This is a genomic window from Nocardia terpenica (assembly GCF_013186535.1).
Lineage (GTDB): Bacteria > Actinomycetota > Actinomycetes > Mycobacteriales > Mycobacteriaceae > Nocardia > Nocardia terpenica.
In genome coordinates, this window is sequence record NZ_JABMCZ010000005.1 from 525162 (window position 1) to 542093 (window position 16932).

Sequence of the window (16932 nt, forward strand, 5' to 3'; positions counted from 1 at the left end):
GACGATTCGAACGCCCTTATCTCGATTTTGTGCTAATGAACAACGATACCAACTGCTCACAGGCGCTGGTCACCTCGTCGTTCACGATGGTGATGTCGAACTCGTCACAGGCCGCGAGTTCGGTTTTCGCGGTCTGCAGCCGGCGTTCGATCACCTCGGGCGATTCGGTCCCGCGGGCGGTCAGCCGGGCCACCAGCTCGTCCCAGCTGGGCGGGGCCAGAAACACCAGCAGTGCCGCCGGGATCTCCTTGCGGATCGAGCGGGCGCCCTCCAGATCCACCTCGACCAGGACCGGTTTGCCGGCCGCGATGGCGTCGCGGACCGGCCCGGCCGGGGTTCCCGACCGCTGCAGGCCGCCGTGAATATCGGCCCACTCGAGCAGTTCCCCCTGTTCGATCATGGTGTCGAACTCGGCCCGGGTCACGAACCGGTAGTCCCGGCCGTCGACCTCCCCGGGCCGGGGGGCCCGGGTGGTGGCCGACACACTGAACACCAGCTCCGGCAGCCGTTCGCGGACGCAACGGACCACCGTCGACTTGCCGACGGCCGAGGGGCCGACCAGTACTACCAGCCGACCCTTCCGCGTGTGTTCGACCACCCTCGGATCAGGCTTCGAAGTCGAACTTCGCCAACAGCGCCTTGCGCTGACGGTCGCCCAGGCCCCGCAGGCGTCGGGTCGGCGCGATCTCGAGCTCGCTCATGATCTCCGCCGCCTTGACCTTGCCGACCTTGGGCAGGGCCTCCAGCAGAGCCGACACCTTCATCTTGCCGAGGACCTCGTCGGTCTCGGCATCCTTCAGGACCGTCTTCAGGTCGGTGCCGCCACGCTTCAAGCGCTCCTTGAGCTCTGCCCGAGCGCGGCGAGCGGCAGCCGCCTTCTCCAAAGCAGCGGCGCGCTGCTCGTCAGTCAGCTGGGGAAGGGCCACGGTTCCTCCGTCTCATCGTTCATTGCTTGATCTCCCGCCGGTAACCCGGCGGTCTGTGCGACCGTACCCACGCCGCGAGCCGATTGCGAACCCACCCCCCAGGTCAGCGCGTGATTCGGGCTACGGTAACGGGCGGTCGGACACGGCATTCGGCCTGCTCGACCCGGTAGCGCAAATCCTACAGCCGAAATCGAGAATGTCCTGGTGAGCCCGGGTTTTCGGCCCGCGACCGGGGGCTTCGCGGAGACCGGCGGCGAACCGGCGACGGCTGTAACCGGGCCGTTATCGCGCGACCTGGAATTTTCTGGAATTCCTCCGCGTGTCGCGCAATTTCGCTTCCGCGTGTCGCGCCACGCGGGCACCGCGACCGCACCCGGACCCCGTCGTTCGAACGTGCAGTCGAGCCCAGTGGGCACGCAATACGGCCTGAAAGACCCGCTGACGCGGAAAAACACAAGAATGTGGTTCGGGGACCCGCCCCGGGGTTCGAGAGCGCAGCGGGCCGGAGAAACAGAACGGACCGGTCTCTTTCGAGACCGGTCCGTGGCCGGGAAACCCCGGATCAGCCCTGCAGGAAGGCGAACTCGTCGGTGAGCCGCTGCACGCGCTGCCGCAGCGCCGACACCGACGGCCCGGCGCCCAGCACCTCGCGCGATACCGTCGGCACCGCCATCGGGAAGCATTCGGCCGGAATCAGCGCCCGGACGGACTCCGGTCCCCCGCCCTGGGCGCCGACGCCCGGCATGAGGATCGGCCCGGCGAGCCGCGTCAGGTCCGGGGCGGCGGCCAGGGTCGCGCCCACCACCACGCCGACCGAGCCGAGCTCGGCACCGGCCGCGCGCAGCTCCTCGGCATTGAGCTCGGCCGCCGCGTCGACCATGGCCTGGGCGATGCCGCGCCCATCGGCGGTGGTGCCGCCCTGCACCGCCACCGCCTCCGGATTCGAGGTCGCGGCCAGCACGAACACGCCCCGGTGGTTGTCGCGCGCGAGCTCCAGAGCCGGTGTCAGCGCACCGAATCCGAGGTAGGGCGAGGCGGTCAGGGCGTCGGCGCCCAGCGGGCCGTCACCGAGCCAGGCCCGCGCGTAGGCGGCCATGGTGGAGCCGATGTCGCCGCGCTTGGCGTCGGCGAGCACCAGCGTGTCCAGCGAGCGCAGCCCGGCGATGACCGACTCGAGCACCGCGAAACCGCCGGAGCCGTACGCCTCGAAGAACGCCACCTGCGGCTTCACCAACGCCACACGGCCGCCCAGCGCCTCGACGCACAGGTCGGCGAACCGCTTCAGCCCGTCGACGTCCTCCGGCAGCCCCCAGGCGCGCAGCAGCCCGGGATGGGGATCGATGCCCACGCACAGCGGACCGTGCTCGGCCATCGCCCGCCGCAGCCGCATCCCGAACGGCTTCACCGCGGCTCCGGGACGCCGGCCGCGGCCAGCTCGCGCTCGGCCGTGTCCGGTTCCGGCGCGCTCGGCATCGGCGCGCTGCCGATGGGCGGCACCGCCCGGAAGCCGACCGCGCTGTAGCTGCCGAAACCACCGGCCTTGCGCATGGGCCGGATGTCACCGCCGCCGTGCGGGGCCGCGTCGGCGGACTCGCCCCGGCGTACCCGTCGCGGCGTCACCCGGCCGGCACCGACCGGCCGAGCTCCCGCACCAAACCCGATGGCTCCCACGGTTCGTTTTCTCCTGTCAGCCTCGCAGCACGGCGTGCAGCTCCTGCAGGGAGCGCACCCCGATGCCGCCGTTGATAGTTGCCTCGATGCCCTGCACGGCCGCGGCCGCGCCCTGCACCGTCGTGATGCACGGAATATCGGCACCCACCGCGGCGGTCCGGATCTCGTATCCGTCGACCCGGGGGCCGGAGTTACCGTAGGGGGTGTTGAACACGATGTCGATCTCACCATCCTTGATCTGATCGACGATCGTCGGACCCTTCGCAAGCTCAGGGCCTGACATGGGGAGCTCCGGGTCGGAGTGCTTGCGCGCCGTCTCGCACGGAATGCCGTTGCGCCGCAACATCTCCGCGGTGCCCTCGGTGGCCAGGATGCGGAAGCCCAGGTCGTGCAGGCGCTTGACCGGGAAGACCATGGCGCGCTTGTCCCGGTTGGCGATGGACACGAACACCGTGCCCGCGGTGGGCAGCGAGCCGTAGGCCGCGGTCTGGCTCTTGGCGAAGGCGGTGCCGAAGTCGGCGTCGATGCCCATCACCTCGCCGGTGGACTTCATCTCCGGCGACAGCAGCGAGTCGATGCCGCTGCCGTCGGGGCGGCGGAACCGGTGGAACGGCAGCACGGCCTCCTTGACCGCGACCGGCGCGTCCAGCGGGGCGTGGCCGCCGTCGCCCTCCGGCGGGAGCATGCCCTCCTTGCGTAGCTCGGCGATGCTGGCGCCCAGCATGATCCGCGCCGCGGCCTTGGCCAGCGGCACCGCGGTCGCCTTGGACACGAACGGCACCGTGCGGCTGGCGCGCGGATTCGCCTCCAGCACGTAGAGCACGTCGTCCTTGAGCGCGTACTGCACGTTGAGCAGGCCGCGCACGCCGATGCCCTTGGCCAGCGCCGCGGTGGAGCGCCGCACCGCGTCGATATCGCTGCGGCCCAGGGTGATCGGCGGCAGCGCGCAGGCCGAGTCGCCGGAGTGGATACCGGCCTCCTCGATGTGCTCCATCACGCCGCCCAGGAACACCTCGTCGCCGTCGCACAGGGCGTCGACGTCGATCTCGATGGCGTCCTCCAGGAAGCGGTCCACCAGCACCGGATGCTCGGGCGAGAGCTCGGTGGCGCGGGAGATGTAGCCCTCCAGGGACTGCTCGTCGTAGACGATCTCCATGCCGCGCCCGCCGAGCACATAGGACGGCCGCACCAGCACCGGGTAGCCGATCCCGGCGGCGATCTTGCGGGCCTGCTCGAAGGTGGTGGCGGTGCCGTACTTCGGCGCGGGCAGCCCGGCCGCGACCAGCACCTGACCGAATTCGCCGCGGTCCTCGGCCAGGTCGATGGCGGCCGCGGAGGTGCCGACCACGGGCACGCCCGCATCGGTGAGCCGCTGCGCCAGGCCGAGCGGGGTCTGGCCGCCCAGCTGCACGATCACGCCCGCGACGGAACCGGATTCGCACTCGGCCTGGTACACCTCGAGCACGTCCTCGAAGGTGAGCGGCTCGAAGTAGAGGCGGTCGGCGGTGTCGTAGTCGGTGGAGACGGTCTCCGGGTTGCAGTTGACCATCACCGTCTCGTACCCGGCGGCCGACAGCGTCTGCGCGGCGTGCACGCAGGAGTAGTCGAATTCGATGCCCTGGCCGATGCGGTTGGGGCCGGAACCGAGGATGATCACCTTCTCGCGCTCGCGCTGCGGCGCGACCTCCGACTCGGCGGCCGGATCGAGTTCGTAGGACGAGTAGTGGTACGGGGTGCGGGCCTCGAATTCGGCGGCACAGGTGTCGACGGTCTTGAAGACCGGGCGGACGCCGAGCCGGTGGCGTAGCTCGCGCACGCCGTTCTCGCCCGCCAATTCCGGTCGCAGCGCGGCGATCTGGCGGTCGGACAGGCCGTAGTGCTTGGCGGTGCGCAGCAGCGGCTCGTCCAGCACCGGCGCGTCCAGGATCTCCCGGCGCAGCTCCACCAGACCGGCCACCTCGGCCACGAACCAGGGGTCGATGCCGGAGGCGGCGGCCACGTCCTCGATGCTCGCGCCCAGGCGCAGCGCGCGCTCCACCTGGTAGATGCGGCCCTCGGTGGGCACCCTCAGGTCGTCCAGGATCGACTGCACGTCGGTCCACTCGCCGTCGGGCCGGGTCCAGAAGCCCGCGGCCTTGGTCTCCAGCGAGCGCAGCACCTTGCCCAGGGCCTCGGTGAAGTTGCGGCCCAGCGACATCGCCTCACCGACCGATTTCATGGTGGTGGTCAGGGTCTCGTCGGCGCCGACGAACTTCTCGAACGCGAACCGCGGCGCCTTCACGACCACGTAGTCGAGCGTGGGCTCGAAGCAGGCCGGGGTCTCCTTGGTGATGTCGTTGACGATCTCGTCGAGGGTGTAGCCGATGGCCAGCTTGGCGGCGATCTTGGCGATCGGGAAACCCGTTGCCTTGGAGGCCAATGCGGACGAGCGCGACACGCGCGGGTTCATCTCGATGACGATCAGGCGGCCGTCGCGCGGGTCCACCGCGAACTGGATGTTGCAGCCGCCGGTGTCGACGCCGACCTCGCGCAGGATGGCGATGCCGAGATCGCGCATCTTCTGGTACTCGCGGTCGGTGAGGGTCATGGCCGGGGCGACGGTGACCGAGTCGCCGGTGTGCACGCCCATCGGGTCGACGTTCTCGATCGAGCAGACGATGACCACGTTGTCGCGGCCGTCGCGCATGAGCTCGAGCTCGAATTCCTTCCAGCCCAGGATGGATTCCTCGATGAGCACGTTCGCGGTGGGCGAGGCGGCCAGGCCGCCGCCGGCGATGCGGTCGAGGTCGTCGTCGTTGTAGGCCATGCCCGAACCCAGGCCGCCCATCGTGAACGACGGGCGCACGACCACCGGAAAGCCCAGTTCCGCAACGGTTTCGCGGACCTCGTCCATGGTGTAGCAGACCTTGGAGCGGGCGGACTCGCCACCGACCTTGGCGACGATGTCCTTGAACTTCTGCCGGTCCTCGCCGCGCTGGATGGCCTCGAAGTCCGCGCCGATCAGCTCGACGTCGTACTTGGCCAGCACGCCGCGCTCGTGCAGCGCGACCGCGGTGTTGAGCGCGGTCTGGCCGCCGAGGGTCGCCAGGATGGCGTCGGGGCGCTCCTTGGCGATCACCTTCTCGACGAACTCCGGCGTGATCGGTTCCACGTAGGTGGAATCGGCGAACTCCGGGTCGGTCATGATGGTCGCCGGGTTGGAGTTCACCAGCGACACGCGCAGTCCCTCGGACCGCAGCACCCGGCACGCCTGGGTGCCGGAGTAGTCGAACTCGCACGCCTGTCCGATGACGATCGGGCCCGAGCCGATCACCAGGATGTGGTGCAGATCCTCGCGGCGGGGCATCAGGCTCCTTCCATGAGACCGGCGAAGCGGTCGAAGAGATACGCGGCGTCGTGCGGTCCGGCGGCCGCCTCCGGGTGGTACTGCACCGAGAAGGCGCGGCCGTCGACCAGCCGCACGCCCTCGACGGTGCCGTCGTTGGCGCAGGTGTGGCTGACCTCGGCGGTCCCGAACGGGGTGTCGAAGCGCTGCCCGGCCTCGCCCTCGAGCGCGAAACCGTGGTTCTGCGCGGTGATCGAGATCCGGCCGGTGGTGTGGTCGACGACCGGCACATTGATGCCGCGGTGGCCGAACTTCATCTTGTAGGTCCGCAATCCCAGTGCGCGGCCGAGGATCTGGTTGCCGAAGCAGATGCCGAACAGCGGAACTCCCGCGCTCAGCACGTTTTCGGTGAGCTCGACGGCGCCGTCCTGGGTGGCCGGGTCGCCGGGGCCGTTGGACAGGAACACGCCGTCCGGATTCAGCTCCCGGATCCGGTCGAAGGTGACGTCGGAGGGCACCACGTGCACCCGCATGCCGCGCTCGGCGAACATGCGCGGGGTGTTGGTCTTGATGCCGAGGTCCACCGCGACCACGGTGAACCGGCGCTCCCCGACCGGCTCGATGGTGTACAGGTCGTCGGTGCTGACCTCCCCGGCCAGGTCCGCGCCCAGCATCGCCGACTGCCCGGTGACCCGGGACAGCAGTTCGTCGACGGGGGCGTCGGCGGCGGGGCCGGAGAAGATGCCCGCCTTCATCGAGCCGCGGGTGCGCAGGTGGCGGACCAGGGCGCGGGTGTCGATGCCCGCGATGCCGACCACGCGCTGACGGTCCAGCTCGTCGCGCAGGGTGGTGGTGGCGCGCCAGTTGGAGGCGCGGCGCGCGGGGTCGCGCACGGCGTACCCGGCGACCCAGATCCGCTGCGACTCGTCGTCCTCGTCGTTCCAGCCCGTGTTGCCGATCTGCGGGGCCGTGGCCACCACGATCTGGCGGTGGTAGCTCGGGTCGGTCAGGGTCTCCTGGTAGCCCGTCATCGCGGTGCAGAACACCGCCTCGCCCAGCGTCTCACCCTCGGCGCCGAAGGGCGCGCCGCGGAACACCCGGCCGTCCTCCAGCACCATCAGCGCGGTTCCGCCGCTCATGAGTTCTCTTCTCCCGTCATCGCACCGGTCGTCCACGCCGGATACACCGTCTTGTCGTCGCCGCGGAAACCGGTGTCCACCTCGGTCCCGGTCGGCAGCTTCCAGCGAATTACCAGCACACCATTTTCCGTCATCACCTTGCCCGCGTGCCCGCGCTCGGTGCGCACCGCGGTGATGGACTCCTGCGGAATCCAGATCGCGGCCGCGCCGCGGCGTTCCAGCAGGATGCCGCGCTCGAAGCGGGTGAGCTCGGCCGTGGCCCGGAAACCCAGGTCGCCCACCGCGATCCGCTGCTGCCAGCTGGGCGCCAGGGTGGTGCCCGTGTACAGGCCGGTGGTCGGCTCCAGCAGTTGCGCGCCCAGCTCGGCGGGCACCGCGGGCAGCTCACCGACCGAGGCGGCCTGCCGCCGGGCCTTGGCCCGCCAGGCCCGGTACATCAGCCACAGGCAGGGCGCGAACAGCGCCAGCAGCCCGATCACCCACAGTGTGCGTTCCATTACCGCCCTACTCTCCCGGCCGTTCTGCCGTCGCGAGCGGTCACCGTGCCGCGCAGGAATGTCGCCGTGACCCGGGCGGGCAGCGTCATCGCCTCGTACGGCGTGTTCTCGGAGATGCTCGCGAGCTCGGTCGCCCGCACCGTCCACGTGGCCTCGGGGTCGATCAGCACCAGGTTGGCCGGTTCGCCGACCTCGAGCGGGCGGCCCTGGTCGTCGAGTCCGGCGATGCGCGCCGGATTCTCGCTCATCACCCGGGCGACGCCGCGCCAGTCCAGCAGGCCCGGCCGCACCATGGTCTGCACGATGATCGACAGCGCGGTCTCCAGGCCGAGCATGCCGGGGCGGGCCGCGGCGAACTCGCAGCACTTGTCCTGTTCGGCGTGCGGGGCGTGGTCGGTGGCCACGCAGTCGACGATGCCCTCGGCGAGCGCCTGCCGCAGCGCGGCGGCGTCGGACGCCTCGCGCAGCGGCGGGTTCACCTTGTTCACCGCGTCGTAGGTCTCCAGCCGCGAATCGTCGAGCAGCAGGTGGTGCGGGGTGACCTCGGCGGTGATCGAAATGCCCTGGCCCTTGGCCCATTTCAGCAGTTCGACGGTGCCCGCGGTGGAGGCGTGGCAGATGTGCACGCGGGCCCCGGCGTCGCGGGCCAGCAGCGCGTCGCGGGCCACGATGGACTCCTCGGCCGCGCGCGGCCACCCGGCCAGGCCGAGCCGCGACGCGGTCGGACCCTCGTGCGCGACGGCGCCCTGCGTCAGCCGCGGCTCCTCCGCGTGCTGGGCGATGAGCACGCCGAGCGAGTTCGCGTACTCCAGCGCCCGGCGCATGATCAGCGGGTCGTGCACGCAGTGGCCGTCGTCGGAGAACATCCGGACCCGGGCCTCGCCCGCGGCCATGGTGCCCATCTCGGCGAGCTGCTTGCCCGCCAGGCCCACGGTGACCGCGCCGACCGGGTACACGTCGACCAGGCCGACCTCGCGCCCGCGCCGCCACACATGATCGGTGACCACCACGCTGTCGGCGACCGGGCTGGTGTTGGCCATCGCGAAGACCGCGGTGTAACCGCCGAGAGCGGCGGCGGCGGAACCGGATTCGATGGTCTCGGTGTCCTCGCGGCCGGGCTCGCGCAGATGGGTGTGCAGGTCCACGAAGCCGGGCAGCAGGATCCGGCCGGTGCCGTCGATCACCTCGGCGTCGTCGGCGCTCAGCTCGGCGCCGATCGCGCGGATCTCACCGTCGCCGAGCAGGACGTCGATCGGGTCGCCCTCGCCGTAGCGGCGGACGTTCTTGATCAGGACGGTCACGCCGCCGCCTCCCCGGTTCCGATCAGCAGCCGGAACAGCACCGCCATCCGCATGTGCACTCCATTCGTCACCTGTTGCAGCACCGCGGTTTTCGGCGAATCGGCCACCGAGGACGCGATCTCCATGCCGCGCAGCATCGGGCCCGGGTGCAGTACCACCGCGTGCTCGTCGAGCAGCGCCATGCGGCGCTCGTTGAGTCCGTAGTTGATCGAGTATTCGCGGGCCGACGGGAAGAAGCCGCCGTTCATCCGCTCGGCCTGCACGCGCAGCATCATGACCGCGTCCGCGCCGGGCAGTTCGGCGTCGAGCGAGTGCGACACCCGCACCGGCCAGGCGTCCACGCCGACCGGCAGCAGGGTGCGCGGCGCGACCAGCACCACCTCGGCGCCGAGGATGTGCAGCAGGAAGGCGTTCGAGCGCGCGACCCGGCTGTGCAGGATGTCGCCGACCAGCACGATGCGCCTGCCGTCCAGCGTGCCCAGCCGCTGCCGCAGCGTGAGCGCGTCCAGCAGGGCCTGGGTGGGGTGCTCGTGCATGCCGTCACCGGCGTTGATCACGGCCGGGCCGGTGCCCGCGTAACCGCCCGCGCCGCTTGCCATCTCGCCGAACCAGCGGGCGATCTGATGGGCCGCGCCGGAGGCCGGGTGCCGCACGATCAGCGCGTCGGCCCCGGCGGCGTGCAGGGTGAGGGCGGTATCGCGCAGCGACTCACCCTTGGACACCGACGAACTCGACGCGCTCACGTTGATCACGTCGGCGCTCATCCACTTCCCGGCCACCTCGAACGACACCCGGGTGCGGGTGGAGTTCTCGAAGAACACGGTCATGACGGTGCGGCCGCGCAGGGTCGGCAGCTTACGCACCTCGCGCCCGAGCAGCGCCTGCTCGAAACGCTGTGCGTCGTCCAGCAATTCGTTCGCGGCGGCCCGATCCAGATCAGTGACGGAGAGAAGATGCCTCACTTGCCACCACCCTGATGCAGGTACACGCCGTCGCGGCCGTCGTGTTCGGTCAGCAGCACCGAGATGTCCTCGCTCCGGGAGGTGGGGACGTTCTTGCCGACGTAGTCGGCGCGGATGGGCAGTTCGCGGTGGCCGCGGTCGACGAGCACCGCCAGCTGCACCGCGCGCGGGCGGCCCAGATCGCGCAGGCCGTCCAGCGCGGCGCGCACGCTGCGGCCGGAGAACAGCACGTCGTCGACCAGCACCACGAGCGCGTCGTCGACGCCGCCCTCCGGCACCGAGGTGCGCTCGAGCGGGCGGTGCGGGCGATTGCGCAGATCGTCGCGATACAGGGTGATGTCCAGCGAGCCCAGATCCGGCCGCACACCGGCGAACTCCTCGATCCGATCGGCCAGCCGCGCCGCCAATGTCGTTCCGCGCGTGGGGATTCCGATCAGCACCACGCGGGCCGCGTCCGGATCCGCGGAATCGAGGGCGGTCTTCTCGATGATCTGATGCGCCATGCGCGCGACGGTGCGGCCGACATCCTGCGCCGACAACAGCTCACGCCCGGCCTGGACCCACTCGGGATCGTGCCGCTGCGAATATTCGGCAGCGCTCGACCTGGCGGCCCGCTCCTCGGGCACAGCCATGCCGACCTCCTTCCCCGCCTCACCGGACGGTCCGTTAAAGGATGTCTTTCGGTCGCAGAGCCTAGCAGCGCCCCGCCCCCACCGGGTATCAGGGGGTCCGCATGTGAGCGCCACCACCTGGGCGGATGCACACCAATAGCCCCACCTACCCAGCGCTCCCCAGCCCGCCTATCCGACCCCCACCTCGCCTACCCGACACCCCCGCCCACCCGGCACTCCCCACTCGCCTCCCCGGCACCCCACCTCGTCCACCCGGCGCGCTCCCCACCTTGTCCACCCGGCGCGCTCCCGACCTTGTTTACCCGGCGCGCTTTTCGCCGGGTTCTTACGCCGTAAATCGAAATGTGCCATGCTCGTGGTGTGAGCAATGATGCCGACTTCACCGAACCACGTCCGATGACCTTTCGCGGCTATGGCGGGCTTGCGCTGGCCGGGGAGAGTTGGGGGCCCGAGGATGGGCCGCTGGCGGTGTTTCTGCACGGGGGTGGGCAGACTCGGCATTCGTGGAAGGAGTCGGGGGCGGCGCTGGCCAAGGCGGGGCTGCGGGCCGTGTTGCTGGATGCGCGCGGGCACGGGGAGAGCGAGTGGGCGGCCGATGGGGATTACGGCCGGGAGGCGATGACCTCGGATCTGCTGGGGATCCTCGCCGAGTTGGGGCGGCCCGCGATTCTGGTGGGGGCGAGCATGGGCGGGCTCACCGGCCTGCTGGCCACCGCCCGACCGGGCAGCGAACTCATCGCGGGGCTGGTGCTGGTGGATGTGGTGCCGCGGCCGGAACATCGCGGCGTCGAGCGGGTGCTGGGCTTCCTGGGCGCGCACCGGGAGGGTTTCGCCACCCTCGACGAGGCCGCCGACGCAGTGGCGGGGTATCTGCCGCATCGCGAGCGCCCGCGCAGCACCGAGGGCCTGCGGCGCAATCTGCGGTTGCGCGAGGACGGCCGCTGGTACTGGCACTGGGATCCGGCCATGCTGCTCGGCCGCGGCGAGGACATCGAACAGCACACCGAGGCGCTGGAGGCGGCGGCCCGCGCATTGACGATGCCGGTGCTGCTGGTGCGCGGGCGACTGTCGGACGTGGTCAGCGAGCAGGGCGTCGCCGACTTCCGCCGCCTGGTCCCGCACCTGGAGTACGTCGAGATCGGCGGGGCCGCACACACCGCCGCCAGCGATGTGAACGACGAATTCTCCGACGCCGTCGTCGATTTCGTGCGCGCCCACGCCTGAAAACCAGCTGAAGTCCCGTTTGGTCCGGGCGTGTCCCCTCATATGGTCCCGGCGTGCCCCCCATTTGGTCCCGGCGTGCTTTTGGCCGGGACCTTGCGGTGAGATCCCGGCCAAAAGCACGCCGGGATCAGAGGGTGGATAGTCAATCTAAATTGCGCAACCTAGGTTGACTATTTAGAGTAGGGGCATGACCGATTCCACCGTCTCCCCCTCCGCCACCCGCGCGGCCCAGGAGCTCCGGGTCCTGACCGGCCGGTTGCGGCGGCGGTTCCTGGAGGCCACCGACAATCAGGGCATCACCCCGTCGCAGGCGTCGCTGCTGAGCCGACTGAAGGCGGGTGATGCGTCGGCCAGCGAACTCGCCGCGGCCGAGCGCGTGCGCCCGCAGGCTGTGGCCAGCCAGCTCGCCGCGCTGGACGAGACCGGGCTCATCGAGCGCCACCCGGACCCGAACGACCGCCGCCGCCAGGTGGTCTCGCTCAGCAGGGAGGGTCGCGAGTTCCTCGACGGCCGCCGCCAGGCGGGGCACGAGTGGCTCGCCGCCACCCTCGAGGAGCAGTACACCGAGGCCGAGCGGCAGCAACTGCTGCACGCGCTCACCCTGTTGGAGAGGCTGGTCCGCGAATGACGTCGGCGCCGTCCCGGCTCGCCGGGTCCGGACGGGCATCGACCGGCTTCGACCGGCGGCTGATCGTCCCGATGATCCTCGGGTCGGTGCTCAACCCGGTCAATTCCTCCATCATCGCCGTCTCGCTGGTGCCGATCGGCATCGCGTTCTGGGCGCCACCCGCGGAGACGGCCTGGCTGGTATCGGCGCTGTATCTGGCGACGGCCGTGGGACAGCCGGTGGTGGGCCGCCTCGTCGATCTCTACGGGCCGCGGCGGCTGTATCTGGCCGGGGCCGTTCTCACCGGGATCGCGGGCGTGTTGGGCGTCGTCGCACCCGCGCTGTGGGTGCTGGTGCTGGCCCGGGTGATCCTCGGATTCGGTACCTGCGCGGGCTATCCCGCGTCGATGTATCTCATCCGCAGCGAATCCGAGCGCACCGGGCGCGACAGTCCGGCCGGGGTGTTGACCGCGCTGGCCGTCGCCAGTCAGACCATCGCCGTCATCGGTCCGACCCTGGGCGGCTTGCTGATTCACCTCGGCGGCTGGCGGACGACGTTCGCGGTGAACATCCCGCTGGCGCTGGCCTGCCTCGTCGTCGGCTGGATCCGGCTGCCGAGAACCATTGCGCCGCAACGCGGTAACCGCACCGGGCTGGATGTGCCGGGCATCGCGCTGTTCACCGCGATGCTGGTGGCGCTGCTGCTGTTCGTGATGCATCCGGGGGTGGCGCGCTGGTATCTGCCGGTGCTCGCGGTCGCCGCCGCCGGTGCGCTGGTGGTGCGCGAGTCGCGGGTCGATCAGCCGTTTCTCGATGTCCGGGTGCTGGGCGGCAATCTCCCGCTGCTGGCCACCTACCTGCGCAATCTGCTGACCGCCCTGGTGGGGTACTGCTTCCTGTACGGGTTCACGCAGTGGACCGAGGAGGGGCGCGGGCTGAGCGCGACGGCGGCGGGCCTGGTGCTGCTGCCGATGTCGCTCACGGCCATCGGGGTCTCGGCACTCACCGGGCGCCGCAAGGAGATTCGCGGCAAGCTCATTGTGGGCGCGATCGGCCAGATCATCGCCTGCGCCCTGCTGCTGACCATGCACGCGGGGGTGCCGATGTGGTTGCTGGTGGTGACCGCGATCGTGATGGGGCTGCCGCAGGGCCTGAACAATCTCGCCAATCAGAACGCCGTCTACTACCAGGCCGACCCGGCCCGCATCGGCTCGTCGGCCGGGCTGCTGCGCACCTTCATGTACCTGGGCGCGATCGGGTCCGCGGCGGCCAGCGGCGCCTTTCTGTCGCACGGTCCGGGTGTGACCGGGCTGCATCACCTGGCGGTGTTCATGCTGGTCGCCGCCGTACTGCTGATGGTTCTGACGCTGGCCGACCGCTCGCTGGCTCGTGTCGGCCACGCTCCGGCGCGCGATGCTTGAACATATGTTCGAAAGATCGTAGATTCGAGCCCATGTCGACACCGCTGCAGGGATCGCTGCTCGACGGCTTCGGCGAGCTCGCGCTCGGCCCGCTGAGCCGGGTACGCCGGACCATACTGAGCGACGGCGCCTGGGTCGACGTGCTGCCCGGCTGGCTCACCGGCGCGGATCTGCTGTTCGAGCGGCTCGCCGCGCGGGTGCCGTGGCAGGCCGACCGGCGGCAGATGTACGACCGCATGGTGAATGTGCCACGGCTGCTGCGGTATTACGGCGCGCACGAGCCGCTACCCGATCCGATCCTCGCCGAGGCCCGCCAGGCACTGACCGAGCATTACCGCCCCGAACTCGGCGAGCCGTTCCGCACCGCGGGCCTGTGCTACTACCGCGACGGCAACGACAGCGTCGCCTGGCACGGCGACACCGGCGGCCGCGGAGCCACCGTCGACACCATGATCGCCATCGTCTCGGTGGGCGCACCCCGAGCCCTGCTGCTACGCCCACGCGGCGGCGGAACATCCAGCATCCGCCACCACCTCGGCCACGGCGACCTACTCGTCATGGGCGGCTCCTGCCAACGCACCTGGGAACACGCAATACCCAAAACCCGCCGCCCGGTCGGCCCCCGCATCAGCATCCAATTCCGCCCCCACGGCGTCCACTGAGCCAACAGCGGAATTCCCACACGCCCTCCCCACACGCCCGCTCGCCCTCCCCACACGCCTGCCCGTCCCCCACACATGCGCCTGCCCGTCCTCCCGGCACGCCCGCCCAGGCACGCCCGCCCGTCATCTCGGCACAACCGCTCGTCCTCCCGGTACCCCGCTCTTCTTCCCGGCACACCCGCTCGCCCTCCCGGTACGCCGCTCTCCTTCCCGGCACACCCGCTCATCATCTTGGGCATGTTCCCTCGTCGTTCCGGCACGCCCGCCCGTCAACTCTGCGCGCTCACTCGTCATCCCGGCATGCTCACTCGTTACCCCTGCGCGCTCACTCGTTACCCCTGCACGCTCACTCGTCATCCCGGCGCGCTCACTCGTCATCCCGGCATGCTTTTGGCCGGGATCTCCTGCGGCAGGGCGGGTTCCGGACACAAGAACGGCGGAATGGAGAGGAGAACCTTCGACTGTGGGCTCGGGACGCGACGGTAGCGTGGGCCCGATGTCTCTCACTACGCGACCGGATCGGATCATTCTGATCGGCGGAGCCGCGGTGTATCTCGCCGCTCTGCTGGTACTGGTCTGCACCGAGCACACCGGGCTGCGGTACTCCAGCGACACCGCGGCCACCCGGCCGCTGGTCGGGCTGTGGCTCCCGGGGCTGGTCGGGGTGGGGCTGGCGTTGCTCGTGCCGCCGAAACGGGCTGTGCCCCAACCGCTGTCGGGGCTCGAGCCGCGGAGGGCGGCGCGGCAGGGCTGGTATCTGGCGGGGCTGGCGGTGGCGTTCGCGGTGGCGATCAATCTTGTGCACGGCGCGAACGACTGGTTCATCGGGCTCAAACTCGTGCTGTTGCTCGGCCCGCTGGTGCTGCGCTGGGCGACGGTGCGGGAATGGGCCGGGCTCGGGCTGCGGGGGCGATGGCTGCGGCCGCTGCCGGGGGCGATCGGGTTCCTGGCGGTCACGAATCTGCTGTGGCCGTGGCACGGTGGAGCCGCGAACGTCACGGTCCTGCTGGTCGGTTTCGTCATGAACGCGGTGATCGAGGAGATCTTCTACCGATTCTGGCTGCAGACACGGCTGGAGATCCGGTACGGCCGCTGGCCCGCCATCGTGGTCAGCGCCCTGCTGTGGTCGGTCTGGCACGCGGCGATCCAGGGCGGCGACGGGCTGGGCATCGACCTAGCCGCCGCGATCGCGGGCAAGGGCGGGACCGGACTGTTCCTCGGCTACCTCTGGTCGCGCTACCGCAACCCGTGGATCCTGCTGGCGGTCCACGGATTCGTCAACGCGCCGATCGGGATGCTGCTGGGATCGCGCTAGCGGCGGCGCGCGAATTCCGGTGCGTGCTCGGGCAATACGCCGCGCGCCACCAGGTACGGCGGCAGGTCGCGGATGAGCGGCAGCCGCCGGAACACCCGCAGCCCCAGCGGCGGATCCTCGACGGAGGCGACGTCCAGCTCGCCCGCCACCGCCGGAGCGACGAACCGCGCGTGCAGAACTCGCTGCATGCCCTGGATGACCATCGTCGGCACGATCCGGCGGCGTTGCACGCGAGCCAGATCGGCGGTGGTCACCCGGGCGGCCAGCAGCGCCGGGGCGAGAATGCGCGCGGCGGCGACCGCGTCCTGCACGGCGAGATTGATGCCGACCCCGCCGACCGGCGACATGGCGTGCGCGGCGTCGCCGATGCACAGCAGCCCGTCGACATACCAGCGGTCGAGGCGATCGAGCTTCACGTCGAGCAGCTTCACGTCGCCCCAGTCGCGCACGGCGTCGGCGCGGTCGGCCAGCCACGGCACGATCTCGGCCAGGCTCGCCATGATCACGCCGACCGGCTGCTGCCGCAGCTCCGCATCGGTGCCCTTGCCGATCAGCGTCGCGGACTGCCAGTAGTCGCCGCGGTCGAACATGATCGCCACCCGCCGCGCGGCCACCGCGCCGAGTATCCCGGCGGGATCGGTGTCGTTGCGGGGAATCCGGAACCACCACACGTCGAACGGCGTCGCCCAGCTGTGCGAGCTCAGCCCGGCCGCCGCCCGCAAGGTGGAGGCGCGGCCGTCGCACGCGACCGTGAGCTCGGCCCGAATCTCGCCCGTCTCACCATCTTTCGTCCGGTAACGGACACCGACCACGCGGCCGGACTCGCGCACCAGGTCGGTCGCCTCGGTGTTCATCAGCACCCGGAAGGTGGGTTCGGCATCGGCGGCGCGGACCAGCAGGTCGAGCAGATCCCACTGGGGCACCATCGCGACGTACTTGTGCGGGCCGGGCAGGTGATCCAGGTTCGCGAAGGTGAACATGCCGCCGCGCAACGGCAGCTGCACCGAGGTCACCTTGCGCTGCGGCAGTTTCGCGAACTGCTCCCCCAGGCCGAGCTCGTCGAGCAGGTCGATGGTGGTGGGATGCACGGTGTCGCCGCGGAAGTCGCGCAGGAAGTCGCCGTGTTTCTCCAGCACCGTCACTTCGACGCCCGCGCGGGCCAGCAACAGCCCCAACACGATTCCGGCCGGACCACCGCCGGCGACGAGACAGGTCGTACGCTCCATCGGACACCTCCGAGGCCGGATCGG

16 protein-coding genes are annotated in these 16932 nt (G+C 70.5%); 5 read left to right on the plus strand and 11 right to left on the minus strand.

The genetic code is table 11. The features are described 5' to 3' along the window. Nucleotides 1–16: 16 nt before the first annotated feature. The 10 genes from gmk to pyrR all read right to left on the minus strand — a co-directional run bounded on the left by gmk (nucleotide 17) and on the right by pyrR (nucleotide 10453). Nucleotides 17–598, minus strand: coding sequence for a guanylate kinase (gene gmk, locus HPY32_RS38330; protein WP_067588199.1), 582 nt, complete (start codon nucleotides 596–598; stop codon nucleotides 17–19). A gap of 7 nt (nucleotides 599–605) precedes the next feature. Continuing rightward, a complete protein-coding gene (gene mihF / locus HPY32_RS38335; RefSeq protein WP_030513994.1) occupies nucleotides 606–926 on the minus strand; it encodes an integration host factor, actinobacterial type in 321 nt (106 codons plus the stop codon). A gap of 562 nt (nucleotides 927–1488) precedes the next feature. Then, a complete protein-coding gene (gene pyrF, locus HPY32_RS38340) occupies nucleotides 1489–2316 on the minus strand; it encodes an orotidine-5'-phosphate decarboxylase (RefSeq protein ID WP_067588197.1) in 828 nt (275 codons plus the stop codon). An 11-nt stretch (nucleotides 2317–2327) separates the two neighbouring features. Beyond that, complete coding sequence (locus tag HPY32_RS38345) at nucleotides 2328–2546, minus strand: hypothetical protein (protein WP_067588195.1); 219 nt, start codon at nucleotides 2544–2546, stop codon at nucleotides 2328–2330. Between the two features lie 67 nt (nucleotides 2547–2613). Then, nucleotides 2614–5943 (minus strand): carbamoyl-phosphate synthase large subunit, encoded by a 3330-nt coding sequence (gene carB, locus HPY32_RS38350; protein WP_067588193.1) that lies wholly within the window; start codon nucleotides 5941–5943, stop codon nucleotides 2614–2616. Further along, entirely contained in the window at nucleotides 5943–7061 is a 1119-nt protein-coding gene (carA, locus tag HPY32_RS38355) for a glutamine-hydrolyzing carbamoyl-phosphate synthase small subunit (RefSeq protein WP_067588190.1), read from the minus strand. The genes carB and carA overlap by 1 nt, the downstream gene beginning before the upstream one ends. After that, a complete protein-coding gene (locus HPY32_RS38360) occupies nucleotides 7058–7558 on the minus strand; it encodes a PH-like domain-containing protein (protein ID WP_067588188.1) in 501 nt (166 codons plus the stop codon). Before HPY32_RS38360 ends, carA begins: the two co-directional genes overlap by 4 nt. Further along, entirely contained in the window at nucleotides 7558–8859 is a 1302-nt protein-coding gene (locus HPY32_RS38365) for a dihydroorotase (RefSeq protein ID WP_067588186.1), read from the minus strand. Before HPY32_RS38365 ends, HPY32_RS38360 begins: the two co-directional genes overlap by 1 nt. Beyond that, the gene (locus tag HPY32_RS38370) at nucleotides 8856–9821 is read right to left on the minus strand and encodes an aspartate carbamoyltransferase catalytic subunit (RefSeq protein WP_067588184.1); all 966 of its coding nucleotides are present in this window, start codon (nucleotides 9819–9821) and stop codon (nucleotides 8856–8858) included. Before HPY32_RS38370 ends, HPY32_RS38365 begins: the two co-directional genes overlap by 4 nt. Continuing rightward, a complete protein-coding gene (gene pyrR / locus HPY32_RS38375; RefSeq protein WP_067588182.1) occupies nucleotides 9818–10453 on the minus strand; it encodes a bifunctional pyr operon transcriptional regulator/uracil phosphoribosyltransferase PyrR in 636 nt (211 codons plus the stop codon). Before pyrR ends, HPY32_RS38370 begins: the two co-directional genes overlap by 4 nt. Nucleotides 10454–10849: 396 nt before the next feature. Between pyrR and HPY32_RS38380 the strand changes: the two genes are divergently transcribed. From HPY32_RS38380 to HPY32_RS38400, 5 genes are all read left to right on the plus strand, one after another. Then, nucleotides 10850–11677 (plus strand): alpha/beta fold hydrolase, encoded by an 828-nt coding sequence (locus HPY32_RS38380; protein ID WP_067595822.1) that lies wholly within the window; start codon nucleotides 10850–10852, stop codon nucleotides 11675–11677. A gap of 187 nt (nucleotides 11678–11864) precedes the next feature. After that, nucleotides 11865–12305: a MarR family winged helix-turn-helix transcriptional regulator gene (locus tag HPY32_RS38385; protein WP_067588180.1), complete on the plus strand. Its 441-nt coding sequence runs from the start codon at nucleotides 11865–11867 to the stop codon at nucleotides 12303–12305. Continuing rightward, a complete protein-coding gene (locus tag HPY32_RS38390) occupies nucleotides 12302–13705 on the plus strand; it encodes an MFS transporter (protein ID WP_067588178.1) in 1404 nt (467 codons plus the stop codon). Before HPY32_RS38385 ends, HPY32_RS38390 begins: the two co-directional genes overlap by 4 nt. 32 nt (nucleotides 13706–13737) lie before the next feature. Further along, nucleotides 13738–14367, plus strand: coding sequence for an alpha-ketoglutarate-dependent dioxygenase AlkB (locus tag HPY32_RS38395; RefSeq protein WP_067588177.1), 630 nt, complete (start codon nucleotides 13738–13740; stop codon nucleotides 14365–14367). Between the two features lie 496 nt (nucleotides 14368–14863). Next, nucleotides 14864–15682 (plus strand): CPBP family intramembrane glutamic endopeptidase, encoded by an 819-nt coding sequence (locus tag HPY32_RS38400; protein WP_067595821.1) that lies wholly within the window; start codon nucleotides 14864–14866, stop codon nucleotides 15680–15682. Here HPY32_RS38400 and HPY32_RS38405 read toward each other — a convergent pair. Continuing rightward, nucleotides 15679–16908, minus strand: a complete 1230-nt coding sequence (locus tag HPY32_RS38405) for an FAD-dependent oxidoreductase (RefSeq protein ID WP_067588175.1) — start codon at nucleotides 16906–16908, stop codon at nucleotides 15679–15681. The genes HPY32_RS38400 and HPY32_RS38405 overlap by 4 nt on opposite strands. Nucleotides 16909–16932: the final 24 nt, after the last annotated feature.

Coding starts and splice junctions, on each gene's coding strand:
- HPY32_RS38395 (WP_067588177.1), top strand. CDS start 13,738: ATGTCGACACCGCTGCAGGGATCGCTGCTCGACGGCTTCGGCGAGCTC.
- HPY32_RS38385 (WP_067588180.1), top strand. CDS start 11,865: ATGACCGATTCCACCGTCTCCCCCTCCGCCACCCGCGCGGCCCAGGAG.
- carA (WP_067588190.1), bottom strand. CDS start 7,061: ATGAGCGGCGGAACCGCGCTGATGGTGCTGGAGGACGGCCGGGTGTTC.
- HPY32_RS38405 (WP_067588175.1), bottom strand. CDS start 16,908: ATGGAGCGTACGACCTGTCTCGTCGCCGGCGGTGGTCCGGCCGGAATC.
- HPY32_RS38400 (WP_067595821.1), top strand. CDS start 14,864: ATGTCTCTCACTACGCGACCGGATCGGATCATTCTGATCGGCGGAGCC.
- pyrR (WP_067588182.1), bottom strand. CDS start 10,453: ATGGCTGTGCCCGAGGAGCGGGCCGCCAGGTCGAGCGCTGCCGAATAT.
- HPY32_RS38380 (WP_067595822.1), top strand. CDS start 10,850: ATGACCTTTCGCGGCTATGGCGGGCTTGCGCTGGCCGGGGAGAGTTGG.
- carB (WP_067588193.1), bottom strand. CDS start 5,943: ATGCCCCGCCGCGAGGATCTGCACCACATCCTGGTGATCGGCTCGGGC.
- HPY32_RS38360 (WP_067588188.1), bottom strand. CDS start 7,558: ATGGAACGCACACTGTGGGTGATCGGGCTGCTGGCGCTGTTCGCGCCC.
- HPY32_RS38390 (WP_067588178.1), top strand. CDS start 12,302: ATGACGTCGGCGCCGTCCCGGCTCGCCGGGTCCGGACGGGCATCGACC.
- pyrF (WP_067588197.1), bottom strand. CDS start 2,316: ATGCGGCTGCGGCGGGCGATGGCCGAGCACGGTCCGCTGTGCGTGGGC.